Origin of the sequence: Kocuria rhizophila DC2201, from assembly GCF_000010285.1 — a bacterium.
Taxonomy (GTDB): domain Bacteria; phylum Actinomycetota; class Actinomycetes; order Actinomycetales; family Micrococcaceae; genus Kocuria; species Kocuria rhizophila_A.
The window spans coordinates 228,774-254,016 of sequence record NC_010617.1 but is presented as its reverse complement, the minus strand read 5'-3'; the positions used below and the strand labels follow the sequence as shown (position 1 = coordinate 254,016).

General features: G+C 70.2%; 26 protein-coding genes. 16 read left to right on the top strand and 10 right to left on the bottom strand.

Translation table 11 applies throughout. The features are described 5' to 3' along the window. Positions 1 to 5: 5 nt before the first annotated feature. The 3 genes from KRH_RS01110 (at position 6) to KRH_RS01100 (ending at position 3,035) form a co-directional block, all read left to right on the top strand. Entirely contained in the window at positions 6 to 938 is a 933-nt protein-coding gene (locus KRH_RS01110; protein WP_012397303.1) for an enoyl-CoA hydratase/isomerase family protein, read from the top strand. Continuing rightward, the gene (locus tag KRH_RS01105; RefSeq protein ID WP_012397302.1) at positions 935 to 1,801 is read left to right on the top strand and encodes a 3-hydroxyacyl-CoA dehydrogenase family protein; all 867 of its coding nucleotides are present in this window, start codon (positions 935 to 937) and stop codon (positions 1,799 to 1,801) included. The genes KRH_RS01110 and KRH_RS01105 overlap by 4 nt, the downstream gene beginning before the upstream one ends. A gap of 433 nt (positions 1,802 to 2,234) precedes the next feature. Further along, a complete protein-coding gene (locus tag KRH_RS01100; RefSeq protein ID WP_012397301.1) occupies positions 2,235 to 3,035 on the top strand; it encodes a hypothetical protein in 801 nt (266 codons plus the stop codon). Between the two features lie 294 nt (positions 3,036 to 3,329). On the opposite strand, the gene KRH_RS12510 is transcribed toward KRH_RS01100, so the two are convergent. Then, entirely contained in the window at positions 3,330 to 3,620 is a 291-nt protein-coding gene (locus tag KRH_RS12510; protein ID WP_041297259.1) for a hypothetical protein, read from the bottom strand. Positions 3,621 to 3,627: 7 nt separating this feature from the next. Between KRH_RS12510 and KRH_RS12505 the strand changes: the two genes are divergently transcribed. Beyond that, positions 3,628 to 4,071, top strand: a complete 444-nt coding sequence (locus KRH_RS12505) for a hypothetical protein (protein WP_226905784.1) — start codon at positions 3,628 to 3,630, stop codon at positions 4,069 to 4,071. Between the two features lie 235 nt (positions 4,072 to 4,306). Here KRH_RS12505 and rraA read toward each other — a convergent pair whose 3' ends face one another. Next, on the bottom strand, positions 4,307 to 4,774 hold the full coding sequence (gene rraA / locus KRH_RS01085; protein ID WP_012397298.1) for a ribonuclease E activity regulator RraA: 468 nt from the start codon (positions 4,772 to 4,774) through the stop codon (positions 4,307 to 4,309). Positions 4,775 to 4,922: 148 nt separating this feature from the next. Beyond that, positions 4,923 to 6,395, bottom strand: a complete 1,473-nt coding sequence (locus KRH_RS01080; protein WP_012397297.1) for an XRE family transcriptional regulator — start codon at positions 6,393 to 6,395, stop codon at positions 4,923 to 4,925. Between the two features lie 475 nt (positions 6,396 to 6,870). Here KRH_RS01080 and aceA point away from each other — a divergent pair, with 475 nt between their 5' ends. Further along, positions 6,871 to 8,157: an isocitrate lyase gene (gene aceA, locus KRH_RS01075; protein WP_012397296.1), complete on the top strand. Its 1,287-nt coding sequence runs from the start codon at positions 6,871 to 6,873 to the stop codon at positions 8,155 to 8,157. 190 nt (positions 8,158 to 8,347) lie between these two features. Here aceA and KRH_RS01070 read toward each other — a convergent pair whose 3' ends face one another. Next, complete coding sequence (locus tag KRH_RS01070; protein ID WP_197524573.1) at positions 8,348 to 8,833, bottom strand: hotdog fold thioesterase; 486 nt, start codon at positions 8,831 to 8,833, stop codon at positions 8,348 to 8,350. 261 nt (positions 8,834 to 9,094) lie between these two features. On the opposite strand from KRH_RS01070, the gene paaZ reads away from it, so the two are divergent. Further along, the gene (gene paaZ / locus KRH_RS01065; protein WP_012397294.1) at positions 9,095 to 11,209 is read left to right on the top strand and encodes a phenylacetic acid degradation bifunctional protein PaaZ; all 2,115 of its coding nucleotides are present in this window, start codon (positions 9,095 to 9,097) and stop codon (positions 11,207 to 11,209) included. 139 nt (positions 11,210 to 11,348) lie between these two features. On the opposite strand, the gene KRH_RS01060 is transcribed toward paaZ, so the two are convergent. The 4 genes from KRH_RS01060 to KRH_RS01045 all read right to left on the bottom strand — a co-directional run bounded on the left by KRH_RS01060 (position 11,349) and on the right by KRH_RS01045 (position 14,284). Beyond that, positions 11,349 to 11,762, bottom strand: coding sequence for a GNAT family N-acetyltransferase (locus KRH_RS01060; RefSeq protein WP_012397293.1), 414 nt, complete (start codon positions 11,760 to 11,762; stop codon positions 11,349 to 11,351). Between the two features lie 49 nt (positions 11,763 to 11,811). Further along, complete coding sequence (locus KRH_RS01055) at positions 11,812 to 12,435, bottom strand: TetR/AcrR family transcriptional regulator (RefSeq protein ID WP_012397292.1); 624 nt, start codon at positions 12,433 to 12,435, stop codon at positions 11,812 to 11,814. A gap of 95 nt (positions 12,436 to 12,530) precedes the next feature. After that, positions 12,531 to 13,868, bottom strand: a complete 1,338-nt coding sequence (locus KRH_RS01050) for an AMP-binding protein (protein ID WP_172599356.1) — start codon at positions 13,866 to 13,868, stop codon at positions 12,531 to 12,533. 5 nt (positions 13,869 to 13,873) lie between these two features. Further along, positions 13,874 to 14,284, bottom strand: coding sequence for a hotdog fold thioesterase (locus KRH_RS01045; protein WP_012397290.1), 411 nt, complete (start codon positions 14,282 to 14,284; stop codon positions 13,874 to 13,876). Between the two features lie 244 nt (positions 14,285 to 14,528). Between KRH_RS01045 and paaA the strand changes: the two genes are divergently transcribed. The 7 genes from paaA to KRH_RS01010 all read left to right on the top strand — a co-directional run bounded on the left by paaA (position 14,529) and on the right by KRH_RS01010 (position 20,532). After that, entirely contained in the window at positions 14,529 to 15,578 is a 1,050-nt protein-coding gene (gene paaA, locus KRH_RS01040) for a 1,2-phenylacetyl-CoA epoxidase subunit PaaA (RefSeq protein ID WP_041297257.1), read from the top strand. A gap of 2 nt (positions 15,579 to 15,580) precedes the next feature. Next, positions 15,581 to 15,877 (top strand): 1,2-phenylacetyl-CoA epoxidase subunit PaaB, encoded by a 297-nt coding sequence (gene paaB, locus KRH_RS01035; RefSeq protein WP_012397288.1) that lies wholly within the window; start codon positions 15,581 to 15,583, stop codon positions 15,875 to 15,877. Continuing rightward, positions 15,874 to 16,710 carry a 1,2-phenylacetyl-CoA epoxidase subunit PaaC gene (gene paaC / locus KRH_RS01030; protein WP_012397287.1) on the top strand — a complete coding sequence of 279 codons (837 nt, stop codon included), beginning with the start codon at positions 15,874 to 15,876 and terminating at the stop codon, positions 16,708 to 16,710. Before paaB ends, paaC begins: the two co-directional genes overlap by 4 nt. Before the next feature lie 50 nt (positions 16,711 to 16,760). After that, a complete protein-coding gene (gene paaD, locus KRH_RS01025) occupies positions 16,761 to 17,297 on the top strand; it encodes a 1,2-phenylacetyl-CoA epoxidase subunit PaaD (RefSeq protein ID WP_012397286.1) in 537 nt (178 codons plus the stop codon). 2 nt (positions 17,298 to 17,299) lie between these two features. Continuing rightward, positions 17,300 to 18,499 (top strand): 1,2-phenylacetyl-CoA epoxidase subunit PaaE, encoded by a 1,200-nt coding sequence (gene paaE, locus KRH_RS01020; protein ID WP_012397285.1) that lies wholly within the window; start codon positions 17,300 to 17,302, stop codon positions 18,497 to 18,499. Positions 18,500 to 18,708: 209 nt separating this feature from the next. Continuing rightward, positions 18,709 to 19,482 (top strand): enoyl-CoA hydratase/isomerase family protein, encoded by a 774-nt coding sequence (locus KRH_RS01015; protein ID WP_012397284.1) that lies wholly within the window; start codon positions 18,709 to 18,711, stop codon positions 19,480 to 19,482. 198 nt (positions 19,483 to 19,680) lie between these two features. After that, entirely contained in the window at positions 19,681 to 20,532 is an 852-nt protein-coding gene (locus KRH_RS01010; RefSeq protein WP_041297256.1) for a formate/nitrite transporter family protein, read from the top strand. 115 nt (positions 20,533 to 20,647) lie between these two features. Here KRH_RS01010 and KRH_RS01005 read toward each other — a convergent pair whose 3' ends face one another. Next, complete coding sequence (locus KRH_RS01005; RefSeq protein WP_012397282.1) at positions 20,648 to 21,331, bottom strand: GAP family protein; 684 nt, start codon at positions 21,329 to 21,331, stop codon at positions 20,648 to 20,650. Between the two features lie 168 nt (positions 21,332 to 21,499). On the opposite strand from KRH_RS01005, the gene KRH_RS01000 reads away from it, so the two are divergent. Then, positions 21,500 to 23,494 carry a M13 family metallopeptidase gene (locus tag KRH_RS01000; RefSeq protein ID WP_041297255.1) on the top strand — a complete coding sequence of 665 codons (1,995 nt, stop codon included), beginning with the start codon at positions 21,500 to 21,502 and terminating at the stop codon, positions 23,492 to 23,494. A 198-nt stretch (positions 23,495 to 23,692) separates the two neighbouring features. Here the strand turns inward: KRH_RS01000 and KRH_RS00995 are convergent, their stop codons facing one another. Continuing rightward, complete coding sequence (locus KRH_RS00995) at positions 23,693 to 24,145, bottom strand: DUF4190 domain-containing protein (protein ID WP_012397280.1); 453 nt, start codon at positions 24,143 to 24,145, stop codon at positions 23,693 to 23,695. A gap of 141 nt (positions 24,146 to 24,286) precedes the next feature. On the opposite strand from KRH_RS00995, the gene KRH_RS00990 reads away from it, so the two are divergent. Continuing rightward, positions 24,287 to 24,679, top strand: coding sequence for a YidH family protein (locus tag KRH_RS00990; RefSeq protein ID WP_012397279.1), 393 nt, complete (start codon positions 24,287 to 24,289; stop codon positions 24,677 to 24,679). Next, positions 24,676 to 25,011, top strand: a complete 336-nt coding sequence (locus tag KRH_RS00985; RefSeq protein ID WP_012397278.1) for a DUF202 domain-containing protein — start codon at positions 24,676 to 24,678, stop codon at positions 25,009 to 25,011. The genes KRH_RS00990 and KRH_RS00985 overlap by 4 nt, the downstream gene beginning before the upstream one ends. The last annotated feature ends 232 nt before the right edge of the window (positions 25,012 to 25,243 follow it).

The window sequence follows — 25,243 nt, the reverse complement described above, 5'->3', positions numbered from 1 at the left end:
CGGCCGTGACGGACACCAACCCCACGCACGACGACGCCGCACGCGAGCACCGCGCGGATGGCACCACCGCGGCGTCGTCCTCCGCGAACGGGAGCGCGGCGGGCACCGCCACCGGCGGCTCCCCCTCGGCAGCCACCCCGGAGGGCCGGACCCCGGCCGGAACCCCCGCGTGGGCCGCGGACTTCGAGGCGCTGCGCGTGAGCCAGCGCCCGGACCGCCTGCACGTGGCCCTGGACCGCCCGGACGTGCGCAACGCGATCGACCAGGTCATGGTGGACGAGCTGCACACGGTGTGCGCGCACCTGGAGCGTGAGCCGAAGATCATGGTGCTCAGCGGCACCCGCGTGAACGGGAAAGGGATCTTCGCCTCCGGTGCGGACATCGCCCAGCTGCGCGAGCGGCGTCGTGAGGACGCCCTGCGCGGGGTGAACTCGCAGATCTTCGACCGGATCGCCAAGCTGCCCATGCCCGTGGTCGCGGCCCTGGACGGGTACGCCCTGGGCGGCGGCGCGGAGCTCGCGTGGGCCGCGGACTTCCGGATCGGCACGCCGCGTCTGAAGGTGGGCCAGCCGGAGACCGGGCTCGGCATCATCGCCGCGGCGGGAGCCCTGTGGCGGCTCAAGGAGCTCGCCGGGGAGGCCCTGGCCAAGGACATCCTGATGGCCGGGCGGATCCTCTCCGCGGACGAGGCCCTGCAGGCGCGCCTGATCACCGAGATCCACGAGCCGGACGAGCTGCTGGCCGCCGCGGACGCCCTCGCGGACCGGATCGCCGCGCAGGACCCCCTGGCCGTGCGGATCTCCAAGCGGGTCTTCGCCATGCCGCGCGAGGCACACCCCCACGTGGACGAGCTCGCGCAGGCCGTCCTGTTCGAGTCGCAGGCCAAGTTCGACCGCATGCAAGCGTTCCTGGACCGCAAGAAGGAGCCCACGAAATGACCGAGAAGACCACAGCTGCCGTGCCCGCCACCGTGGGTGTGCTCGGTGGTGGCCGCATGGGTGCGGGCATCGCCCACGCGTTCCTGATCGCGGGATCCCGCGTGACCGTGGTGGAGGTGGACGCCCCCGCCGCGGAGGCGGCGAAGGAGCGGGTAGAGTCCGACCTCGCCAAGTCCCTGGAGCGCGGGAAGATCGACGGCAACCTGGACGTGTGGACCGAGAACTTCGCGGTCAGCGTGGACTACGCGGACTTCGCCCAGTGCGAGCTGGTGGTCGAGGCCGTTCCCGAGATCTGGGACCTCAAGGTCTCCTCCCTGCAGAACGTGGAGGCCAACCTGCGTGAGGACGCGTGGCTCGCCTCCAACACCTCGTCCCTGTCGATCGATGGGCTCGCCGCCGAGCTGCAGCGCCCCGAGCGCTTCTGCGGCATGCACTTCTTCAACCCGGTCCCGGCCTCCAAGCTCGTGGAGATCGTGGTGGGCGAGCGCACCGGTCAGGACATGCAGGATCTCACCGCGCAGTGGGTCGCAGGTCTCGGCAAGACCCCCGTGACCGTCAAGGACGCCCCCGGTTTCGCGTCCTCCCGCCTGGGAGTGGCACTGGGCCTGGAGGCCATTCGCATGGTCGAGGAGGGCGTGGCCTCCCCCGAGGACATCGACAACGCCATGGTGCTCGGCTACAAGCACCCGGTGGGTCCGCTCGCGCTCACGGACATCGTGGGCCTGGACGTCCGCCTGGGCATCGCGGAGTACCTGGAGAAGGAGCTCGGACCCCGTTTCGCTCCTCCGCAGCTCATGCGGGAGATGGTGGAGCGCGGTGAGCTGGGCAAGAAGTCCGGCAAGGGTTTCTACGACTACTCCTGACCCCGTGACCAGCGTCTGACCAGGTCAGAGGCATGTTGTGCGTTGCAGCCCGCCACCCGGGGACCCCGGGTGGCGGGCTTCTTCCGGTCACGATTCGATCACGAACGGTTGCACACGCAAATCGGATCCCGCAGGGTGGGTCATGTCCCACCTGGAGGATCCGGCCCCCCACCCGGAGGGGAGAAATGGGCCGGCGCCGGGGTTGGGACCCGGTGCGGGGAGAAGGGGAGAGAACCGGGGTTGGGACCCGGAGGGGGCGAAGACGAGCGGTCCACGCAGCACTGCGTGGGCCGCTCGTTCTCGTGGCGCCGCTCTCGCCGCCAGGCGCTCCCCCGCTCGCCCCTCCCGTCTGCCGGTCGAGGTCACGATCCGATCACAGGGGGTTGCCATCGCAAACACGAGTCGGAATGGTGGTGCGTGCTCGACATGCCAGATGACTCCCGTTCGAGAGGTGATCGAGATGAAGTCCACCAAGACTCTGACACTGACGGCCGTGGCCGTGGCGGTCCCGATGCTCGTGGGATGCGGGCAGGGCGGGCAGTCCGCCGAGGCGAGCAGCCCGGCCGCGTCGCAGACGGAAGCCGCAGCAGAGTCGTCCGCACCAGCCAGTTCCGCCGCCACGACCCCCGGGGGCGACGCCGCCAGCTCGCCCGCCGCGACCACCGCGCCGTCCGCGAGCGGGGCGCCCGGTTCCGGCTCCACGCTGCCCACTGTGAAAGACCCGTGCGCCGGTGTGTGCGATGAGACCGCCCGCGTGAAGGTGGAGCACCCCGCGTTCGGCCCCATGGAGATCGTGGCCTACACGCTGACCACCGTGCCGGACACCGCCCCGCAGGGCAAGCGCCCCAGCTACGCCGTGTACCAGGACGGCCACGCGGTGGGGTACGCGTCGTCCCCGGAGAAGACCACCGTGGTGTCGTTCGGCCCCGAGCCCGTGATCGGGGACCAGATGTGGGGAGTGAACCCCAAGCATCCGGTGGACAAGTACGGCAACGTCTACTTCTCGGACAGCATGGGCGTCACGGTGATCAGCCCCACCGAGAGGGGCTACGACTCCCACGGCACGCTGCCCGGGTCGGAGAAGCCGGGGTTCCCGTTCCAGAGCGCGGGCGCGAGCATCGACCCCGCCGGGGAACCCACCGTGACCCAGAAGGTTCTGGGCAAGGACCACGTGTACACCGGCGAGACGGTGAAGTGGACGTGGAACGGCTCCCAGTTCGTGGTCAAGAAGTAGCCCGCAACCCGGCCGCCGGCGCCCGACCCGGATGACGAGAGGAGCGGTCCCGCTGCGGCGGGGCCGCTTCCCGTGTGCGCGAGGGCCAGGGTGCTCGGCGGCCGTCCCGCCCCCTCGAGAAGAACCGGTCACGATCCGATCACGGCCGGTTGCAATAGCAAATCATCTGGCGGAGGGTGGAGGTACTGGCGATCACAGAGATCTCCGCAGCCGAGAGGTGATTGAGACGCACTCCACGAAGACCAAGACGCTGACCGCCGCCGTCCTGGCCACCCCGCTGCTCCTGGGGTGCGCCTAGGGAAGCGACCCCTCGCAGACCGCCGACACCGCGTCGTTGCCCGCCGCGAGCACCGCCGCCCCGGCGAGCAGCACCCTGAGCGCCGTGCCGAGCACCCAGGCGGCGAACCAGAGCGAGGGGACCCAGAGCGCGGTGCACACGGCACCGGCGCAGTCGGCGCAGTCGGCGCAGCCGTCCTCGAGCACCGCCCCCATCCGCTCCACACTTCCCGCCGTTGAGGACCCCTGCGCCGGGGTGTGCACCGCGACGGGGCGGTTCCAGATGAACCACCCCGCGTACGGGCCCATGGAGGTCGTGTCCTACGAACGTGTGACCCACGCCGACACCGCACCCCAGGGCAAGCAGTCCAGCTTTGCGGTCTACCAGGGCAACACCCCCGTGAACTACGAGGTCAACCGGGATGCAACCACCCTGGTGTCGTTCGGACCGGCCCCCATGATCGGGGACCAGGTGTGGGACGTGGCAGGAGGCACCCCGGTGGATAAGTACGGCAACCTGTACCTCAGTTCCGGCGAGGGTGTCACGGTGATCTCACCCACTGACGAGGGCTACTCGTCCAACGGCACCATCCCCGAGGCAAACGTCATCACGCCGTACCCGACCAACCCGGCGGGGCTGACGATCGATGCCTCCGGCGAGCCCACCATCCTCATCAAGGACGTGGCCCCTGGTGGGGCACCGAACGGGAAGACCCTGGAGTACATCTGGAACGGTTCCACGTTCGTGCTGAAGAAGTAGGCACGGTTGGCTTCCTACGTACAGCACGGGCGCGCCCCCTCGGGGGCGCGCCCGTGCTGCGTGCTCGGCAACGGAACTGCGCCCGCGGCGCGAGTGCTCCCGGCTCCGACCCGGGGGCCGGATCCACCTCGTCGACGCCGCGGCAGGCCGCGCGCGAGGCAGCGTCCCCGAGCACCCAGCGGCAGAGAACGACGACGCCGCACTGACGGATCTGCGCCCGCACCGGGCTCGGGGGTCAGCGCTCCACGAGGATCCCGTCCTCGTCCGCCCACAGGGTCTTGCCGGGGCGGAAGGTCACGCCGCCGAAGTTGAGGATCACGTCCGTCTCCCCGAAGTCGTTGGGGGAGGACTTGCGGGGGTTGGTGCCCAGCGCCTTGACGCCGATCTCCAGGGTGCCGAGCTCCACCCGGTCCCGCACGGGGGCGTTGATCACCAGACCGGCCCAGCCGTTCTGCATGGCGGTGCGGGCCACGTTGTCGCCCAGCAGCGCGCAGTTCATGGAGCCCTGCCCGTCCACCACGAGCACCGCGCCCTCACCAGGGGTGGCCACCAGCTTCTTGACGTCCACGTTGGACTCGAAGCAGCGCACCGTGCGGATGGGGCCGGTGAACCGGTGGACACCGCCCACCGAGATGAACTGGGTGGTCACGGACTGCAGCTCGTCGCCGCGCTCGTCGTAGAGGTCGCACGTGGAGATGCTCATGGGACTGGCCTTTCGTCACGAACGGGGCCGCGCGGCGTCGTCGTCCCCCGGGGGCGGTCCGGTGGTGGCGGGCCCCACGGCGCCCCGGGACGGGGCATCCACGGGCACGCGGACGGCAGGCTACGCGGCAGTAGGAACGTGATGGACGTTACGCGAGGTCCGCATCCAGTTCAACGGTGGGCGCGTGGCGCTGCAGGAAGCGGAACACCTCGGTCTCGTCCACACCGGGGAACGCGCCCGCGGGCATGGCCGCGAGCATGTGGGTGGCCGGGCGCGCCGAGGGCCAGGCCTGTCCCTCCCACTGGTCCGCGAGAGCCGGGGAGGGCTGCTGGCAGCACGCGGGGTCCGGGCACGTGGAGGTGCGGCGGTAGTCGGCGGCGCGGCCGCGGAACCACTTGACGTGCTCGTAGGGGACCCCGAAGGAGATGGAGAACTCGCCGTGCTCGGAGCCCTCCACACGCGCCGAGCACCAGTACGTGCCGTGCGGGGTGTCCGTGTACTGGAAGTGGGACAGCAGCCGGTTGGTGCCCGAGAACGCCTGGCGCGCGGAGAAGAACCGGCACGCGCGCTGGCCCTCCACGGCACCGCTGTGGTCGGTGGGGAACTGCAGGCCGTCGTTCTGCCACGCCTTGTGGATGATCCCGGAGGAGTGCACCTTCTCGAAGTGCGTGGGGATGTCGAAGTGGTGGGTCATCAGGTTGGTCATCCGGTGCGCGGCGGTCTCGTGGGACACCGCGAACGCGTCACGGAGGTCGTCCACGGACAGCTCCCGCTGGGACTTGGCGCGGGCGAGCAGGTCCACGGCAGAGGCCTCCGGGATCATCAGCGCCGCGGCGAAATAGTTGGTCTCCACGCGCTGCTCCAGGAACTCGCCGTAGTCCGCCGGCCGGCGGTGCTCCAGCAGGTGGTGCCCCACGGCCTGCAGCAGCACGGACCACGGGGAGCCCGCCCCGGCGGAGGTGGGCAGGTAGAACCGCCGGTTGCGCAGGTCCGTGACGGAGCGCGTGGAGTGCGGCAGGTCCGGGACCTGGTGGATCTCGAAGCCCACGTGCTCCACGAGCCGGGAGATGTGGTGCTCGGACAGCGGCCCGCCCGTGTGCTTGATCGCGGCCAGCAGCTCCGCGGCCATGGTCTCGATGCGCTCGAAGTAGTTGTTCACGCCCTGCATCCGCGCGCGCAGCTGGGTGTTGGCGCGCCGGGCCTCCTCCGGGGTGGCGGCCTGCTCCTCCAATCGCTGGCCGAGCTGCTGCTGCAGGGCCGCGAGCGCCTCGAGCGTCTCGGTGCTCATGCCCGGGCCCACGCGCACGGTGGGCAGCCCGAGGGCCGCGTACATGGGTCCGCGCTGCGCCCGCTCCACCTGGATCTCCAGCTCCATGCGGCGGGACGGCGCCTTGGACCCGAGCAGCTGCTCCACACCCATGTCCAGCGCGCCGGCCAGGGCCGAGAGGGTGCTGAGCTTGGGCTCGCGCTTGCCGTTCTCGATCAGGGACAGCGCACTGGGCGCGATGCCCACCGTGCGCGCGAGCTCCTCCAGGGTGATGCGCAGCCGCTTGCGGCGGTACCGGATGCGGCGCCCCAGCACGATCGGGTCCGTGGGGTCCCCCGCCTCCTCCGGCGGCACCGGGGCCTGCGTGCGCCCGCCCGCACCGGTTCCCGCTCCGGCGCGTGCGCCCCGCAGGCCGTCGCGGGCCCCGGAGGACGACGCCGCGGCGCCGGCTGTCCCGCGCTCGGCACCCCTGCCGTCCCGGCCGATGGAGGCCGCCGAGGAGGTCCGCGCGCCCGCGGTGCCGCGCACGGCGGGGGTTGTCCGCCCGGAGGTGTCCGCGGGGGTGCGCCCGGCGGTGGCCGCGGAGCTCGTGGGTCCGGCTGCGGAGGGGGAGGGAGCGGCGTCGGCGGTGCGACGCCGTCTGCGGGGGCCTGTGGTCGGGGTCATACCCCGAGTTTAGAACCAATTTTCTCAGACGTGAAGAAACACGATTCTTCACCTGGAAAACCCCTTTGCAGGGGTGCAGATCGCGGCAAAAGTAGAACACATCAAGTTACCCGTGCGGAGCTTCTACCCAGTCCGCCGGCTCGAACGATCAAAGGAGACCGAGATGAGCAACGAGAACAGCAACCTCCGCAGCGCCGCCGAACTGGCCCGTGATTGGGAGGAGAACCCGCGCTGGGCGGGTGTGACCCGTGACTACGCGCCCGAGGAGGTCCTGCGTCTGCAGGGCTCCTTTCGAGAAGAGCACACCAACGCCCGCCGCGGGGCGGAGCGCCTCTGGTACCTGCTCAACTCGGAGGATTACATCAATGCTCTGGGCGCTCTGACCGGCAACCAGGCGGTCCAGCAGGTCAAGGCGGGCCTGAAGGCCATCTACCTCTCCGGCTGGCAGGTGGCCGGTGACGCCAACCTGGCGGGCCAGACCTACCCGGACCAGTCCCTCTACCCGGCGAACTCGGTTCCCCAGGTGGTGCGCCGGATCAACAACGCGCTCAAGCGTGCGGACCAGATCGAGCACGCCGAGGACGTTCACACCGTGGAGAACTGGATGGCGCCGATCGTCGCGGACGCGGAGGCCGGCTTTGGCGGACCGCTCAACGCGTTCGAGCTCATGAAGTCCATGATCGACGCCGGTGCGGCGGGCGTGCACTGGGAGGACCAGCTGGCCTCCGAGAAGAAGTGCGGCCACCTGGGCGGCAAGGTGCTGATCCCCACCCAGCAGCACATCCGCACCCTCAACGCGGCCCGCCTCGCGGCGGACGTGGAGGACGTGCCCAGCATCATCATTGCCCGCACGGACGCCGAGGCCGCCACCCTGATCACCTCGGACATCGACGAGCAGGACGCCGAGTTCATCACCGGCGAGCGCACCGCGGAGGGCTTCTACAAGGTCCGCAACGGCATCGAGCCCTGCATCGCCCGAGCCAAGGCGTACGCGCCGTACTCCGACCTCATCTGGATGGAGACCGGCACCCCGGACCTCGAACTCGCCAAGCAGTTCGCGGAGGCCGTCCACGAGGAGTTCCCGGACCAGATGCTGGCGTACAACTGCTCGCCGTCCTTCAACTGGAAGAAGCACCTGGACGACGACACGATTGCCAAGTTCCAGCGCGAGCTGGCCGCCATGGGCTTCCGCTTCCAGTTCATCACCCTGGCGGGCTTCCACGCCCTGAACTACTCTATGTTCGACCTGGCCCACGGCTACGCCCGCAACCAGATGAGCGCGTACGTGGAGCTGCAGGAGCGCGAGTTCGCCGCCGAGGAGCGCGGGTACACCGCCACCAAGCACCAGCGCGAGGTGGGCACCGGCTACTTCGACCTGGTCTCCCAGGTGGTCAACCCGAACTCCTCCACCATCGCGCTCAAGGGCTCCACCGAGAGCGCCCAGTTCTGAGCCGCCCGGCGGCCACGGACTGATCCGGACCCGCGGGGGTCGCAGCACGGTCATTGGGGCCTTTGACTTCGCACCCCGGCCCCCGCGTTCACCTCGTCCGCTCCGAGGGGCTCCTCAGCCCTCCCGCGGACGACCAAGCGCCCCGGCACCGCAACCCTGCGGCGCCGGGGCGCTTGACGTGTGCCCGGTCTCAGGAGCTCGGCGCGTCCTTGAGGAAGTTGGTGATCCGCACCGTGCACAGCCGGCGGCCGGTGTCGATGTGCGTGATGACCACCTCGTGGCTGGTCATGGTGCGGCCCAGCCGGATGGCGGTGGCCACGCCGCGCACCCGCCCGCTCGTGGCGGAGGCGTGGTGGGTGGCGTTGATGTCCACGCCCACGGCCACCTTGCCCATGGTGGAGCCGTGGATCACCGCGGCCCACGAGCCCAGCATCTCCCCGAGCGCCACGGACGCCCCGCCGTGCAGCAGCCCCAGGGACTGCCGGTTTCCCGCCACGGGCATGGTGGCCACGATCCGCTCGGCGGACTGCTCCTCCACCTCCACGCCCATCTTCCGGTCCAGCTCGCCCAGCTCGATGTTCCAGGGGTCGAACGCCCTGCCCTTCTGCTCGTCCGACGACGCCGCGCGCGGCTCGTTCTCCACGCGTGCGTCCGCGGGGGTGGGATCCTCGTGCATATCTGCTCCTTCGTTCCGCGTCTCTCGTCCTTGTCGAGTCGCTGTCGTCATCGGCCTCTGCCGTTGCTGGCCTCCGCGTCGTCACGGGCCCACCGGGCCCACGACGCCGCCCGGGTGCGTTGCGCAGGAAAGGCCGCCGAGCGGCGTCGTGAGCGGTCAACCCGGGTGACGGCCATGGTGTGCCTGTGTGACCTAGGTTATCCTGGGGGCAATACTGACCGATCGTTCGGCTAACGGCCGCGACAGTCCGGAGGACCCCGCGTGAGCACCCAGAACCAGGCAATCGACACCCCGCAGCCGCAGATCCTGCCCAGCTTCGTGAAGGGTGCCTGGTGGCGCCCGGAGGACCCGCAGAGGGTCGCAGACGTGTGCAATGCCACCACCGGCGAGCTCGTGGCGCGCGTGAGCACGGACGGGATCGACACCGCCGGGGCCGTGGAGTACGCGCGCACCGTGGGGCAGGCCTCGCTCGGGCAGCTGCGCATCCACGACCGCGCGCTGATCCTCAAGCAGCTGGCCCAGTACCTCGGGGAGCACAAGGAGGAGCTGTACGAGATCTCCTACGCCACGGGTGCCACGGCCAAGGACCACCTGATCGACATCGACGGCGGCATCGGCACGCTGTTCACGTTCTCCTCCAAGGGGCGCCGCGAGCTGCCCAACGCGAACGTGATCGTGGACGGCGCCGTGGAGCAGCTCTCCCGGGACGGCTCGTTCCTGGGCGAGCACATCTACACCCGGCTGCCCGGCGTGGCCGTGCAGATCAACGCGTTCAACTTCCCCGTGTGGGGCATGCTCGAGAAGTTCGCGCCCGCGTTCATCGCCGGGGTGCCCACCATTGTGAAGCCCGCGACCCCCACCGGGTACGTGACCGAGGCGTGCGTGCGGCTCATGCTGGACTCCGGGCTGCTGCCGGAGGGTTCCCTGCAGCTCATTTCCGGCTCCGCCCGGGACCTGCTGGACCACCTGGACGCCCGGGACCACGTGGCGTTCACCGGTTCCGCCGCCACCGCCCGGTCCCTGCGCGCGCACAGCCATGTGCAGGAGAAGGGCGTGCGCTTCACCGCGGAGACCGACTCCCTCAACGCCGCCATCATGGCCCCGGACGTCACCGAGGACTCCCCCGAGTTCGAGGCGTTCGTGAAGTCCGTGGTCCTGGAGATCACCGCCAAGGCCGGTCAGAAGTGCACGGCCGTCCGCCGCGTGATCGTCCCGCAGGAGATCAAGCCGGCCGTGGTCGCGGCCCTGAAGGAGCGCGTCGCGCAACGCGGCGTGGTGGGCGATCCCCGGGACCCCGCCACCACCGTGGGCCCGCTCGCGTCCGAGGACCAGGCCTCCGAGGTGCTGCGCTCCGTGCGCACCCTGATCGACGCCGGAGCCACGGTGGAGCTGGGCGGGCCCGAGGAGCTGTCCTCCGTGCCCCAGGACGGCGCGTTCTTCCCCGTCACCCTGCTCTCGTTCGACGACGCCCGCACCCCCGCCGTGCACGAGGTCGAGGCGTTCGGCCCGGTCACCTCCGTGCTCGGCTACTCGGGTGACGTGGCGGACGCCGTGGAGATCGCCGCCCTGGGCGGCGGTTCCCTGGTGGCCACCGTGTGCACCCACTCCCCCGAGCTCGCCGCGCAGTTCGCGTCCGGGATCGGCGCCCACCACGGGCGCGTGCTGTTCCTGGACCGCGACGATGCCAAGACCTCCACCGGTCACGGCTCGCCCGTGCCCCACCTGGTGCACGGCGGACCCGGCCGTGCCGGCGGCGGCGAGGAGCTGGGCGGCGTGCGCGCCGTGAAGCACTACATGCAGCGCACCGCCGTGCAGGGCTCCCCGGACCTGCTCACCGGCATCACCGGTCAGTGGCACTGGGGTGCCACCGCCAACACCGTGACCCGCGAGGACGTGGAGAACGGCACGGGCGAGCACCCCTTCCGCAAGTCCCTGGAGACCCTGCGGATCGGGGACCAGTTCGTCTCGGACCTGCGCACCGTGAAGCTCGACGACATCCTGGAGTTCGCGGACAAGACCGGGGACACCTTCTACGCGCACACGGACGAGGAGGCCGCCACGGCCAACCCGTTCTTCCCGCGCCGCGTGGCCCACGGCTACCTGCTGGTCTCCTGGGCCGCGGGGCTCTTCGTGGAGCCCGCCCCGGGGCCCGTGCTCGCCAACTACGGACTGGAGAACCTGCGCTTCATCACCCCGGTGACCTACGACGACGCCATCCGCGTGACCCTGACCGCCAAGAAGATCACCCCGCGCGTCACGGACGAGTACGGCGAAGTGGCGTGGGACGCCCGCCTGACCAACCAGAAGGACGAGATCGTGGCCACCTACGACGTCCTCACCCTGGTGGCCAAGCAGTGGCCCGTGCGGGAGGCCTGAGCCCCAGCGCGGGTTCCGCTGACACACCGGACCGCACCTGAACGCTGAGGCCCCGCGACGACGCGTCGCGGGGCCTCAGCGTGTGCCGACGGCCGCCGCGCGTGCACTGCCGGGCAGCCTTCCTGGCGGGCGGGCCCGCTCAGCGCATGATCGCGAGCGTGGTGCAGCCCAGGTCCGGGGTGGGGCGGAAGCCCAGGGAGCGGTAGAGCGCAACCACGTGGCTGTTCCCAGCGGCGTCGTCCGTGGTGATGTAGACCTGGCGGATGTGGGGCGTCTCGGCCAGCACCTCGGTGAGCAGCGCGCGTCCGATGCCCTGGCGCTGGTGGGTCGGGTGCACCAGAAGGTCCTGGATGTAGGCAACCGTCACTCCATCGCCGACGACCCGGACCAGGCCCACCAGCTCCCCCGCGTCCCAGGCGGAGATGACCAGCCACGCGTTGCGGATCATGGGCCCGAAGTCCTCGGGGCGCCGCGTGTAGGAGCTCCACCCCACGGCGTCGTACAGCCGGATCAGTGCCGCGGAGTCGATATCTCGGAAACGGGAGATGTCCATGAGCTCACCCTAGGCGGGTGCGGGCGCCTGCCCTCGGTGGGAGCGCGGACTACGCCCGCAGACCCGCGAAGACCATGGTCACCACGGTTGCGGCCAGCTGGTCCACCGTGCCGGAGCGCCCGGGCTGGTACCAGTCCACGATCGAGTTGACCATCCCCAGCATCAGCCGCGGCGCGGACTTCCCGGAGATGTCCGAGCGCAGCTCGCCCAGTTCCTGGGCCTCACGCACCAGGTCCTCCAGGTTGCGGGTCAGGGTACGACGCCGCTGCAGCGCCGCCTCCTCGACCTCCGAGTTCCCGCGCAGCCGCAGCAGCAGCGTCACGTAGGGCATCTGCGCCACGAGCACCCGCACGGAGCCGTCCAGGATCCGTTCGAGCTTGACCACGGGACCGCTGTCGCTCGCCAGGACCTCCGCGAACACCGCCTCGAGGGCGTCCAGGGCACGGTCCAGGGCCTGCCCCAGGATCTCCTCCTTGGACTCCACGTGGTGGTAGATCGCGGACTTGGAGATCCCCAGGTGCTTGGACAGCATCCCCATGGACGTGGCGTCGTAGCCGTAGCGGTTGAACACGTCCACGCACACGGACAGCAGGGTCTCGCGGTCGTAGCCGGGACGGCCGCGCCGGGGTGCGGCAGCGGCGTCGTCGGCGGTGGCGGTGCGCTCGGGGGACATGGGCGTGGGCCTCGATCTTCCGGGGGACGGGATGTTCAGATTACCGGCTCGTCACCCGGCACCCGCCCCGCGGACGACCGGCGGCACCGCGCGGGCTACTTGTCGCGGCGGTCGTACACGCGGCGCAGCTTGCCCGAGGAACGCTCCAGGGTGCCGGGCTCCGCGATGTCGATGGCCGCGCTGGAACCGATCTTGGTCTTGATCTCGTGCTGCAGCGCGCGCCCGGCCTCCTGGGCCTCCTCCACCGTGGCGTCCTCGCGGCGCTCGATGTGGATGGTCATCTGGTCCATGCGGTTCGGCCGGGTGATCTCCAGCGTGAAGTGCGGGGACAGCGCCGGGATCTTCAGCGCGAGCTCCTCGATCTGGGACGGGAAGAGGTTCACGCCGCGCAGGATGATCATGTCGTCCGAGCGGCCCGTGATGCGGCCCATGCGGCGGTGCCCGGGACGCGCGGTGCCCGGGAGCAGACGGGTGAGGTCGTGGGTGCGGTAGCGGATGATCGGCAGCGCCTGCTTGGTCAGGGCCGTGAACACCAGCTCTCCGGGGCGGCCCGTGGGCAGCACGGTGTCGTCGAACGGGTCGATGATCTCCGGGCGGAAGTGGTCCTCCCAGATGTGCGAGCCGTCCTTGGTCTCGAAGGACTCGCCGGCCACGCCGGGGCCCATGACCTCGGACAGCCCGTAGATGTCGCACGCGGTGATGTCGAAGGTCTTCTCGATCTCGTGGCGCATCTCCTCGGTCCACGGCTCCGCACCCAGAACAGCGTGCTTGAGGGACGTCTCCCGCGGGTCGAAGCCCAGCTTGCGGAACCCGTCCGCAATGGTGAGCAGGTAGGTGGGCGTGGAGAGAATGGCCTCGGGCTCGAAGTCCCGGATCAGCTGCACCTGCTTCTCGGTCTGTCCGCCGGACATCGGGATCACGGCGCAGCCCAAGCGCTCCGCGCCGTAGTGGGCGCCCAGGCCACCGGTGAACAGGCCGTAGCCGTACGCGTTGTGCACCTTGTCCCCCGGCTTGATCCCGGACATCCGGAAGCAGCGGGCCACCAGGGAGCCCCAGGTGAGCAGGTCGTCCTCGGTGTAGGCCACCACGGTGGGCTGGCCTGTGGTGCCCGACGACGCGTGGATCCGGCGGATCTCGGACATCGGCGTGGCGAAGGACTTGAACGGGTAGGCCTTCCGCAGGAACTCCTTGTCCGTGTACGGGAACTTGGCCAGGTCCTCCAGCTCGCGGAAGTCGTCCGGGTGCACGCCGTGCTCGTCGAAGAGCTCCTTGTACGCGGGGACGTTCTCGTACGCGTAGTGCAGGGTCCAGTTCAGCCGCTCGGTCTGCAGGGCCTCGATCTGGTCCCGGCTCATCAGCTCCTCGGGATCCGGCTGGGTCGGATCCTGCGAGGCCTCGGGCCGGTACGGGTTGGGGGCGGAGCACGACGTCATGGGATTCACGCTTTCTGGCGAAGGGGCACGGTGCGGCTGCGGCCGCGGAACTGGGCGATCACGTCCCCTTCCTGGGTGGTGACGGTGATGTCGCACAGGCCGCTGCGTCCGGTGGTGGCGATCTGGCGGCCCTCCGCCACCAGGGTCTGACCGGGCTGTGCGGAGCTGAGGAAGTTGATGTCCACGCCCTGCGCCACCGTCATGGAGGTGCCGTCGGGGTCGGGGTCGTTGCAGGTCATGGCGAAGCAGGAGTCGGCCAGGGCGAAGATCATGCCGCCGTGGGCGATCCCGAAGCCGTTGAGCATCTCGTCGCGCACGAGCATGGAGATCACGCAGTGCCCGGGGTCAGCACGCTGCACGGTGATGCCCAGCCACTCGGAGGCTCGATCCCCCGTGAGCACCGGATGATGTGGCACCGGGGAGCTCCTTCCGATTTTCAGAACGATCGGTCAGTAGACAACCGCGAATTGTGACGTGTGTCAACCAGTCCCCGCTCCGTTGCAGCGCCGTCACCGTTGACGCACCCCCTGACCGGGGGCGGAAAATGTGTTGACGGCCACGCTGGGGGTCTATATTCTGAACGAGCGGTCAGTTATTATCGTCGGCAGCGTACAGAGTTCATCCTCCGCTCCCATCTCACCCGTGAACCGAGGACACACCATGACTGAGCAGACCACCACTGCGGACCAGGCGACCACCGCCGAGCAGCAGCACTTCGACCACCTCCTCAGCGAGGACTCCCGCGTGGAGCCCCGCGACTGGATGCCCAAGGCCTACCGGAAGAGCCTGACCCGCCAGGTCTCCCAGCACGCGCACTCCGAGATCATCGGCATGCAGCCGGAGGCCAACTGGATCACCCGCGCCCCGAGCCTCAAGCGCAAGGCCGTGCTGATGGCCAAGGTCCAGGACGAGGCCGGCCACGGGCTGTACCTCTACTCCGCCGCGGAGACCCTGGGCACTCCCCGCTCCGTGCTCAACGAGCAGCTGCTCAGCGGCAAGGCCAAGTACTCCTCGATCTTCAACTACCCGGCCCGCACGTGGGCCGACATGGGTGCGATCGGCTGGCTCGTGGACGGCGCCGCGATCTGCAACCAGGTCCCGCTGTGCCGTGCCTCCTACGGCCCCTACGGCCGCGCGATGGTGCGCATCTGCAAGGAGGAGTCCTTCCACCAGCGCCAGGGCTGGGAGATCCTCTACGAGCTCTCCCACGGCACCGAGGCCCAGAAGCAGATGGCGCAGGACGCCGTGAACCGCTTCTACGGCCCCGCCCTGCAGATGTTCGGCCCCCCGGACGCCGACTCCCCCAACTCCCAGCAGTCCATGGAGTGGAACATCAAGCGCTTCTCCAACGACGAGCTGCGCCAGCGCTTCGTGGACATGATCGTCCCGCAGGCCGAGGCCCTGGGCCTGACCCTGCCGGACCCGGACCTGAAGTGGAACGAGGAGCGCGGGCACTACGACTACGGCCAGCTGGACTGGAACGAGTTCATGTCCGTGATCAAGGGCTCCGGGCCTTGCAACGTCCAGCGCATGAAGCGCCGCCGCGAGGCGCACGCCAACGGCGCGTGGGTGCGCGAGGCCGCCGAGGCCTACGCCCAGCGACAGGCGCGCGAGGCCGCGGAGGCTGCGACGTCGTCGTCCCAGGAGGACGCGAACGAGGACTTCACCGTCATGGCGGGCCGCGGCTCCGCCGAGCTGATCGGAGCGTGAGCATGAGCGAGAACCAGAACGGCAACTGGCCCCTGTGGGAGGTCTTCGTGCGCTCCTCGCGCGGGCTGTCCCACGTGCACGCGGGCTCGCTGCACGCCCCGGACGCCACCATGGCAGTGCGCAACGCGCGTGACCTCTACACCCGGCGCAACGAGGGCACGAGCGTGTGGGTGGTCCCCGCGGACGCCATCACCGCCTCGGACCCGGATTCCAAGGGCGGCTACTTCGAGTCCGCGCAGGGCAAGAGCTACCGCCACGCCACGTACTACACCAAGAGCGAAGGGGTGAAGCACCTGTGAGCGCGTTCGCCTCCCACGACTCCGCCACCAAGCAGTCCGCGGGCGTCGCCATCACCGCCGAGGACATCGCGGAGACCGGCGGAAGGGCCCCCGAGGCCGTGGCCCAGTACGCGCTGCGGCTCGGCGACGACGCCCTGATGCTGTCCCAGCGTCTGGGCTGGTGGATCTCGCGGGCACCCGAGCTCGAGGAGGACATCGCGCTGGGCAACATCGCGCTGGACCTCATCGGCCACGCCCGGTTCCTGCTGACCTACGCGGGCTCCGCATGGGGCAAGACCGAGGACGAGCTCGCGTACTTCCGCAACGAGGAGGAGTTCCGCTCCGTGCGCCTCGTGGAGCAGGAGAACGGGGACTTCGGCCAGACCATCGCGCGTCAGCTGCTGTTCTCCTTCTACCAGTACGAGCTCTACTCCGCGCTGCAGTCCTCCACGGACCAGACCCTTGCAGCGATCGCCGACAAGGCCCTCAAGGAGGTGGAGTACCACCAGGACCACGCGGCCCAGTGGATCCTGCGCCTGGGCCTCGGCACCGAGGAGTCCAAGCGGCGCATCCAGGACGGGCTCTACTACATGTGGCCCTACCTGGACGAGCTGTTCGCGGACGAGCCGCTGCACGACGAGCTCGAGGGCGTGGCCGTGCGCCCCTCCACGCTGCGCGAGCGGACCATGGACCGCGTGACCGCGCTGCTGGCCGAGGCCGAGCTCGAGGTCCCCAACGTGGCCCAGGCCCGGCTCTCCGCGGAGCCCCGTGACGGCGCGTATTCCGAGTACCGCGGGTACATCCTCGCCGAGATGCAGTGGCTCGCCCGCCAGCATCCCGGCGCCACGTGGTGAGTTCCGTGTTCTCCCGCGTTCCGCCCCGTTCCCTGCCGCCCACCGGTGGCGTGGCACCCCGTGAGGTCCCCCTGGGGCCCTCGCAGCGCCCGGACGACCCGGCCGACGCCGCCCTGTGGGACGTCGCCGCCACCGTGTGCGACCCGGAGATCCCCGTGCTCACGCTCGAGGACCTCGGGGTGCTGCGGGACGCCGTGGCCGGGCAGGACGAGACGGTGGTGGTGATCACCCCCACCTACTCCGGGTGCCCCGCCATGGACACCATGGCCGCGGACCTCGAGGCGGCCGTGACGGCCGCCGGCTACGAGAACGTGCGCGTGGTGCAGGTGCTGCGCCCGGCGTGGACCACGGACTGGATGTCCGCCGAGGGCCGCGCCAAGCTCAACGAGTACGGCATCGCGCCTCCCACCGGGCGCACCGCCGCCGGTCACAACTCCGGGCCCGTGCGGCTGAGCCTGGCCGTGAAGTGCCCGCGCTGCGAGTCCCTGCGCACCCACGAGATGACCCGCTTCGGGTCCACGTCCTGCAAGGCCCTGTGGGTCTGCGACGACTGCAAAGAACCCTTCGACTACTTCAAGGTGCACTGATCATGAGCGAAACCGCGGACACCTCCACGCTGGAGGACGCCACCGAGGCCAGCGCGGGCGGCGGCAGGCGCCGTGCCGTGTTCAACACCCTCACGGTCTCCGAGGTGCGCAAGCTGACCTCCGACTCCGTGGAGGTCACGTTCGACGTGCCCGAGGACCTCGTGGCGGACTACGACTACCTCCCGGGTCAGTACGTGGCCATCCGCGCGCAGATCAACGGCCACGAGGTGCGCCGGTCCTACTCCATCTGCGCCGATCCCACCCCCGGTGAGATCCGCGTGGCCATCAAGAAGGACATGGGCGGCGTGTTCTCCACGTGGGCCAACGAGCAGCTGGCCGCCGGGGACACCCTGGACGTGATGAACCCGCAGGGCGCGTTCACCTCCAAGGTCAACATCACCTCCATGAACGACCCCGAGAAGCTCGCGGAGAAGGAGGTGGCCAAGAAGCGCAACGTGCACCTGGTCGCCTTCGCCGCCGGTTCCGGGATCACCCCCATCATGGCGATCGCCCGCGCCCTGCTGCGCGCATCGGACACCGCCCAGATGGACGTGATCTACGCGAACCGCTCCTCCATGGACGTGATGTTCGCCGAGGAGCTGGGCGACCTCAAGGACAAGTACCCCGCACGCCTGGCCGTGCACCACGTGCTGTCCCGAGAGCAGCGGATCTCGCCGCTGATGTCCGGGCGGATCGACCACGACAAGCTCGAGGAGCTGCTGGACCGCGTGATCCAGGTGGACTCCGCGGACGAGTGGTTCCTGTGCGGCCCGTTCGAGCTCGTGCAGCTGTGCCGGGACGTCCTCAAGGAGCGCGGCGTGGACGAGTCCCGCGTGCGCTTCGAGCTGTTCACCACGGGCAAGCCCACCGCACCCCAGGGCCAGCAGGGCCGCCCCGTCGTGGCCGACCCCAAGGGCGAGAACTACACGATCGTCTTCAACCTGGACGGCACCTCAGCCCAGGTGGAGTCCCCCAAGTCCGCCGCGGAGACCGTGCTCAACGCCGCACTGCGCGTGCGCCCGGACGTCCCCTTCGCGTGCGCCGGCGGCGTCTGCGGCACGTGCCGCGCCAAGGTCACCAGGGGCGAGTTCGAGATGGAGGAGAACTTCGCGCTCGAGAAGGACGAGGTGGACGCCGGCTACGTGCTCACGTGCCAGACCCGCCCCACCTCGGACGAGCTCGCCGTGGACTTCGACGCCTGACCCACCCCTCTGACGACGACGCCGCACCGGCACCCGGGCGGCGTCGTCGCCGTACCTGCCCGCTCGCGTGGTGCGCGCACCGTGCGGACGCGGCGCGTATGCGGCTGCCATGCGGTGTCGGTGCGCGGGCCTGCTGAGCCGGAACGACGCCGCCCTGTCAGCCAGCGCCCACCGCACCCCGCCGAGACCCCAACCCCGAGGAGAACACCGTGATCGACCTGACCATCGAGGACGAGATTGCCCACGTGGTGCTCAACGCACCCCAGAAGATGAACTCGCTGGACGTCTCCGCGCTGCGCGGGCTGACGGATGCCTACACCGAGGCGGAGGCGGCCGGTGTGCGGGCGCTGCTGCTCACGGGTGAGGGCCGGGGCTTCTGCGCGGGCCGGGACATCTCCGGGGTGGATCCGGCCACGGACGACACCGAGGGCTACCTCACCGGCACCCTGCAACCCCTGCTGCAGCGGATGTCCGCGTTCCCCGCGCCCACGTTCGCGGCGGTGCAGGGGGCGTGCCTGGGTGTGGGGCTGGGCCTGGCGATCGCCACGGACGTGGTCTACGTGGCGGAGAACGCCAAGATCGGGTCCCCCTTCGCGAATCTCGGGGCCACGCTGGACTCCGGCGGGCACGCGCTGTTCACCGAGCGACTGGGGGCCCACCGCACGCTGGACCTCATCTACACCGCCGAGCTCATGAGCGGCGCGGAGGCCGTGGCGTCCGGTCTGTTCTCCCGCGCGGTGCCCGCGGAGGAGCTCATGGACTTCACGCTCACGCGGGTGCGCCGTGCCGCCGACGGGGCCACGCAGGCGTTCGTGGCGTCCAAGGAGCTCGTGGCACAGATCCGGGACCAGCGGATCGGGCTGTGGGAGTCCATGGCCGCGGAGAACGCCGCGCAGACCGCCCTGTGCGCCACTGCCGACTACCGCGAGGGCTTCAAGGCTTTCCAGGAGAAGCGCAAGCCGGAGTTCACCGGCAAGGGCTGAGTGCGGGCCACCCCCGAAACGTCCCCGGAGCAGGCCCGGGCACCTCTGGAGCAGGCCCGGGCATCCCTGGACGCCCGGTGCATGTGCTCCGTTAGTGCAGAAATCCGGCGCCCATACTGCGTTTGCTCCGCCAATGCACACCGTGTGCGGCGGTGCGGGCACGCCCCGGGGTGGCTGCCGTGTCCTACGGTGAACTCCATGGCCGCCACCCGAGACAGTGAGACCGCACGGCGTTCCTCGGGGCGCACGGACCAGCCCCTCGAGGACGAGCTGGTCGAGGGGTTCAAGAACACCGTCCAGGAGGGCACGGACCGGTTGCACCGCACGTGGCGGGCACTGGTGGTCACCGGGCTGTTCGGCGGGATCGACGTGGGTCTCGGCATCATGGCCATGCTCGCCGTCATGGATGCCACCGGCTCCAAACTGCTGGCGGGAACGGCGTTCGGCATCGGGCTGCTGGCCCTGCGCCTGGCCCACTCCGAGCTGTTCACGGAGGACTTCCTGCTGCCCATCAACGCGGTGGTGGCCGGGCACGGCACCTGGTGGACACTGCTGCGGCTGTGGGTCGTGATCCTGGTGACCAACCTGGTGGGCGGGTGGGCGTTCATGTGGGTGGTGGTTGCCGCGTTCCCGGACTTCTCCGCCACGCTCGTGGAGGTGGCCACCGGGTACGTCTCGGACGGCTTCGGCACGGAGACCGTGTGCCTCGCACTGCTGGCCGGGTCCACCATCACCCTGATGACCCGCATGCAGCAGGGCACGAACAGCGACATGATGACCGCCGTGATCTCCCTGATCGGCGGTTTCCTGGTGGTGGGCCTCGGCATGCTCCACGGAGCGCTGAACTCGATCGTGATCTTCGGAGCCATGCACGCCGGGTGGGACTACTCCTACCTGGACTGGCTCGGCTGGTTCGCGTGGGTCATCCCGTTCAACATGCTGGGCGGGCTCGCGATCATCTCGCTCCCCCGCCTGGTCCGCACGTGGGAGCTGCTCATGGCCGAGCGCCGCGGGGAGAAGATCTCGGACGCGGAGCCCGCGGAGGCCTGACCAGCCCCGTCCCGGCCGGCGCGGTGAGGCCCTCCACAGCAACCGTCCCCAGGAAAAAGTGCAGTTTTTGCCACATCTCACCCTCTGAGCGGCAATACCTGCACTTCATCCTGGTTCAGCCGGTGACCCCCAGCACGAGGAACACCGCACCGGCTGCCGTGAGTCCCCATGCCAGCACGGGGCGGGGGTCCTGCGCGGCCACCCACCGGGTGAGGCGCTCCACGTGACCGGCGAGCGCGGGGACCCGTTCCCACACCCACGTGAGGAGCCAGTACGGCCCCACCACCGCCGCGAGGAACAGGGCGTAGTACGCCGCCTGGACCGCCAGGTGGTGGCTGAGCCCGGTGATGAGGCGACCCGCGATGTACATGGTGGCCGGCCCGCTCACGCCCACCACCGTGTTGACGAAGCCCAGGGTGGTCATGTGCCGCACGGAGTCCGTCTTGGGCCTGCGCGGCCGACGCCGCTGCGGTCGCGCCCGCGTGCACCAGCGGCGGAACTCCACACCCGCGAGGACCAGCAGGAGGATGCCCGCGGTGAGGTCCACCCCGCGCCGCACCAGCAGCTCCTTGGTGCGGTCCTCGACCAGGGCGGTGATGGTCTGCGGGTCCACGGAGCGGAAGACGATCAGCAGCAGCGTGGTCCCCAGCACCATGCCCAGGGTCAGCCGGTGCACGGAGCGCGACGGGTGGGGGCGGCGCGTGAGGATCCGCAGCACCAGGGCGTAGATGGTGGGTGAGAACCCCATGACCAGCCCGAGGCCCACCACGGACACCACACCCGCGAGCACCGCGCCCATCCCGTGTCCTTCCCCTGTTCCGTGTCCGTCCCTGCTGGCATCTTGGCATGCAGCGGCCCGGACTCCCCGGTTCCGGACACGCTGCGGGCCTGCCGGACGGGTTTAGCCGTCCGCAGATTCGACCCGCCACCCGTGGAGCCGCACCGCGCGGGTGGTTAGCGTGTGGGCATGACGACTTCCGTGTTCGACCTCGACGCCTTCGACCGCTCGGTCCGTCCCCAGGACGATCTCTTCCGCCACGTCAACGGCACGTGGTTGCGCACCGCGCAGATCCCCGACGACAAGGCCAGCACCGGTGCCTTCGTGGAGCTGCGGGACCAGGCCGAGCAGGCGGTGCGCGAGATCATCACGGGCGCGAGCGCGGACGGTGAGCAGGCGGCGTCGGCGGTGGAGCAGAGCGCGGAGACCAAGATCGCGCTGCTGTACCGCTCGTTCATGGACACCGAGCGCATCGAGGAGCTCGGCGCCGAGCCACTGCGCGAGGACCTGGACGCCGTGGCCGCGATCGACTCGCCGCAGGCGCTGTCCCGCTGGTTCGGCACGGCCATGCGGCGGGGCATCGGCGCGGCACTGGACATCGACCTCGACTCGGACCCCGGGGACCCGCAGCGCAACCTCGTGTTCGTGGGCCAGTCCGGGCTGGGTCTGCCGGACGAGGAGTACTACCGCGAGGAGCAGTACGCGCAGATCCGCGAGCAGTACGCGGCGCACGTCCAGACGATGCTCGAGCTCGCCGGGTTCGACGACGCCGCACGGCAGGCACGCGCGGTCGTGGACCTGGAGACACGCATCGCCTCCCACCACTGGGACAAGGTCACGGTGCGGGACCTCACCAAGATGTACAACCCCATGAGCTTCGAGGAACTCGCCGGCCAGACGCAGGACCTCGACTGGAACGCCGTGCTCGAGGGCATGGGTCTCACGCCGGAGCACCTGGCCACCGTGGTCAACGCGCAGCCGAGCTTCTTCGCGGGCCTGGACGAGCTCCTCACGCCGGACGAGCTGGGGGCCTGGAAGTCCTGGGCCCGCTGGCACGTGGTCTCCTCGCGCGCCGCGTACCTCTCGGAGGCGTTCGTCGCCGAGAACTTCGCGTTCTACGGAACGGTGCTCTCCGGGACCCCGCAGCTGCGCGAGCGGTGGAAGCGCGGCGTGGGGCTGGTGAACGGAGCACTGGGCGAGGCCGTGGGCAAGCTGTACGTGGCGGAGCACTTCTCTCCCACGGCCAAGGCCCGCATGGACGAGCTGGTGGCCAACCTGCTGGACGCGTACCGGGACTCCATCGAGCAGCTGGACTGGATGACCGAGGGCACGCGCGCCGAAGCCCTCAAGAAGCTCTCCGGCTTCACGCCCAAGATCGGCTTCCCGGAGAAGTGGAAGGACTACTCCGCCCTCGAGATCCGCGGTGACGACCTCGTGGGCAACGTGGTGCGCACCACCCAGTTCGCGGTGGACGAGCTCGCGCGCAAGGCCGGGCAGCCCGTGGAGAAGCACGAGTGGCTCATGACCCCGCAGACGGTCAACGCCTACTACCACCCGCTGCGCAACGAGATCGTGTTCCCCGCGGCCATCCTGCAGCCCCCGTTCTTCGACGAGACCGCGGACGACGCCGTGAACTACGGCGGCATCGGCTCCGTGATCGGCCACGAGATCGGCCACGGCTTCGACGACAAGGGCTCCACGTGCGACGGCGAGGGCAGGCTGCGCAACTGGTGGACGGACGAGGACCGCGCCGCCTTCGAGGAGCGCACGTCCCGTCTGGTGGGCCAGTACGCGGCGCTCGTGCCCGCCCAGTTCGGGGACGACGACGCCGCACCGCACGTCAACGGCGAGCTCACCCTGGGCGAGAACATCGGTGACCTGGGCGGGCTGTCCATCGCCTACAAGGCATGGAAGCGCGCGCAGGAGAAGATGCCCACGCCGGACACGGAGAGCATCGACGGCTACACCCCCGCGCAGCGGCTGTTCATCTCGTGGGGCTACGTGTGGCAGGAGAAGTCCCGGGACGAGGCGCTGCGCACGCGGATCGCCACGGACCCGCACTCCCCCGCGGAGTTCCGCGCCGGGCAGACCCCGCGCAACGTGGACGCCTTCTACGAGGCGTTCGACGTCTCGGAGGGTGACGGCATGTGGCTGCCGCAGGAGGAGCGCGTCACCATCTGGTGACCCGCTCCCCGGGTACGACGACGGCCGGTTCCCTCGCGCTCGAGGGGACCGGCCGTCGTCGTCACGGGCCCGTGGAGCCTGCCCGCGGTGCCCCACCGAACCGTCTGGGCGAGAGGCGGGGCACCTCACGGGTGGGCGCCAAGTGACAGGGTGTGCGCGGCGGTGCTGCGAGCCCGCCCAGTGCTCCGCCCTGGAACGTCAGACCGAGGAGTCCGCCACGCCCGGCATCTGGGTGACGAGCGCCCCCCACATCACCAGGATGAACACGAGCCAGAGGATCCCGAGGGCCAGCATGACCACGCCCACCCAGCCCAGGACCTTGCCCGCGGTGGCGCGGCCGCCGAGCTTCTCGGCCTTGCTCGCCTGCCACAGCGCAAACGGCGCGAGCAGGGGCAGGACGGTCACGGAGAGGATGCCGAGGACCAGGGAGGTGTCGGTGCTGCTCGTGGCCTGTGCATAGCGCTGCGCGTCCTCGGGGCTGCCGGGAACGTACTCCCAGCGCCCGGCGGGCTGGGCATAGGGCTGGTACTGGTTGGGGGCCACGTGCACCCCGTGGGAGTCACGGAACGGGCCTGACCCGGAGTCCGGGCCGGGGTGGTACGCACCCTGGGCTGCTCGATCGTTCCCGGTGGGCTGCTGGTTCGAGCTCAAGGTGTGTCCTCCGTGCGGTCGCGGTGTGCGGGTGCAACCATCCTCTCCCAGGCCCCGCCCGGGAACAAGGAACCCCCGCCCGTGGTCCTCACCCGTGCTCCGCGCGGCATACCATCGAGGGACCAGCACCCGAGGAGGACCGTGAGCCACCACGAAGAGCCGGACGAGCGGCGTCGTGAACCGTGGGGACGGCGCCTGCTGCGCGGCGGCGGCGAACCCGATCCGCGCTTCACCCTGGCCAACGAGAGAACCTTCCTCGCCTGGATCCGCACGTCCCTGGCGTTCCTGGCCGGCGGGATCGCGGTGGAGGCCTTCACCGGGGCCCTCTTCGACCCGGCCGTGCGCAAGGTGCTGGCCATCGTCCTGCTGCTGCTGGGCATGCTCCTGAGCGCGGGCTCGGCCGTGCGGTGGCTCAACGTGGAGCGCGCCATGCGCCACGGAACTCCCCTGCCCCTGCCGCTCATCGCCCCGCTCGTGGCACTCGGCGGTGCCGTTGCGTCCGGCGTGCTCGTGACGGTCGTGCTCACGCGATGACCTCCCCCGCCCCGGCGTGCCCCCACCCGGATCCCGGGCTGCAGCCCGAGCGGACCGTGCTCTCCTGGGGACGCACCATGCTGGCGCTGTGCACCGCGGCGGCACTGCACCTGCGGTGGCTGCCGAGCCACGGCGGCTTCGTGCTGAGCCTGGTGACCGTGGCACTCGGGCTGGCCACCGGGATCTATGTCACCCAGCGCATACGCTACCGGCGCTCCGCGGCGGGCATCAGCGGGGAACGCATCACCCCGGACACGCCGGCCGTGCTCGTAACCGCGGGATCGTGCGTACTGTTGGGGGCGCTGGGGATCACCGCCATCCTGCGTTTCTGAGCAGTTGTCACCATTTCGGCGGACCCTGGCGTGGGAACGACCCGTTCACCCGGCACGCACCGCATAATGGCGTTCAGCCGCAGCACTTCTGCTCGGCACCGGACCAACAATCCCTGGGAGGACCCAGTGTCTTCAACAACGTCCGGTGGAGGCCACGCCGGGGCGGCCGCCACGCCGCCCGCACAGGGCGCCGCCCACCACTCCGATCCCCGGCCACCCGGTCAGGAGGAAC

Bases quoted from the DNA above. Each gene is read 5' to 3' on its own strand.
- KRH_RS01050 (WP_172599356.1), bottom strand. From the start codon at position 13,868: ATGACGTCGTGCTCCGCCCCCAACCCGTACCGGCCCGAGGCCTCGCAG.
- aceA (WP_012397296.1), top strand. From the start codon at position 6,871: ATGAGCAACGAGAACAGCAACCTCCGCAGCGCCGCCGAACTGGCCCGT.
- KRH_RS01105 (WP_012397302.1), top strand. From the start codon at position 935: ATGACCGAGAAGACCACAGCTGCCGTGCCCGCCACCGTGGGTGTGCTC.
- KRH_RS00985 (WP_012397278.1), top strand. From the start codon at position 24,676: ATGACCTCCCCCGCCCCGGCGTGCCCCCACCCGGATCCCGGGCTGCAG.
- paaA (WP_041297257.1), top strand. From the start codon at position 14,529: ATGACTGAGCAGACCACCACTGCGGACCAGGCGACCACCGCCGAGCAG.
- KRH_RS01100 (WP_012397301.1), top strand. From the start codon at position 2,235: ATGACTCCCGTTCGAGAGGTGATCGAGATGAAGTCCACCAAGACTCTG.
- paaB (WP_012397288.1), top strand. From the start codon at position 15,581: ATGAGCGAGAACCAGAACGGCAACTGGCCCCTGTGGGAGGTCTTCGTG.
- KRH_RS01010 (WP_041297256.1), top strand. From the start codon at position 19,681: ATGGCCGCCACCCGAGACAGTGAGACCGCACGGCGTTCCTCGGGGCGC.
- KRH_RS01070 (WP_197524573.1), bottom strand. From the start codon at position 8,833: ATGCACGAGGATCCCACCCCCGCGGACGCACGCGTGGAGAACGAGCCG.
- paaE (WP_012397285.1), top strand. From the start codon at position 17,300: ATGAGCGAAACCGCGGACACCTCCACGCTGGAGGACGCCACCGAGGCC.
- KRH_RS01055 (WP_012397292.1), bottom strand. From the start codon at position 12,435: ATGTCCCCCGAGCGCACCGCCACCGCCGACGACGCCGCTGCCGCACCC.
- KRH_RS01005 (WP_012397282.1), bottom strand. From the start codon at position 21,331: ATGGGCGCGGTGCTCGCGGGTGTGGTGTCCGTGGTGGGCCTCGGGCTG.
- KRH_RS01000 (WP_041297255.1), top strand. From the start codon at position 21,500: ATGACGACTTCCGTGTTCGACCTCGACGCCTTCGACCGCTCGGTCCGT.
- KRH_RS01060 (WP_012397293.1), bottom strand. From the start codon at position 11,762: ATGGACATCTCCCGTTTCCGAGATATCGACTCCGCGGCACTGATCCGG.
- rraA (WP_012397298.1), bottom strand. From the start codon at position 4,774: ATGAGCATCTCCACGTGCGACCTCTACGACGAGCGCGGCGACGAGCTG.
- KRH_RS12510 (WP_041297259.1), bottom strand. From the start codon at position 3,620: ATGGGCCCGTACGCGGGGTGGTTCATCTGGAACCGCCCCGTCGCGGTG.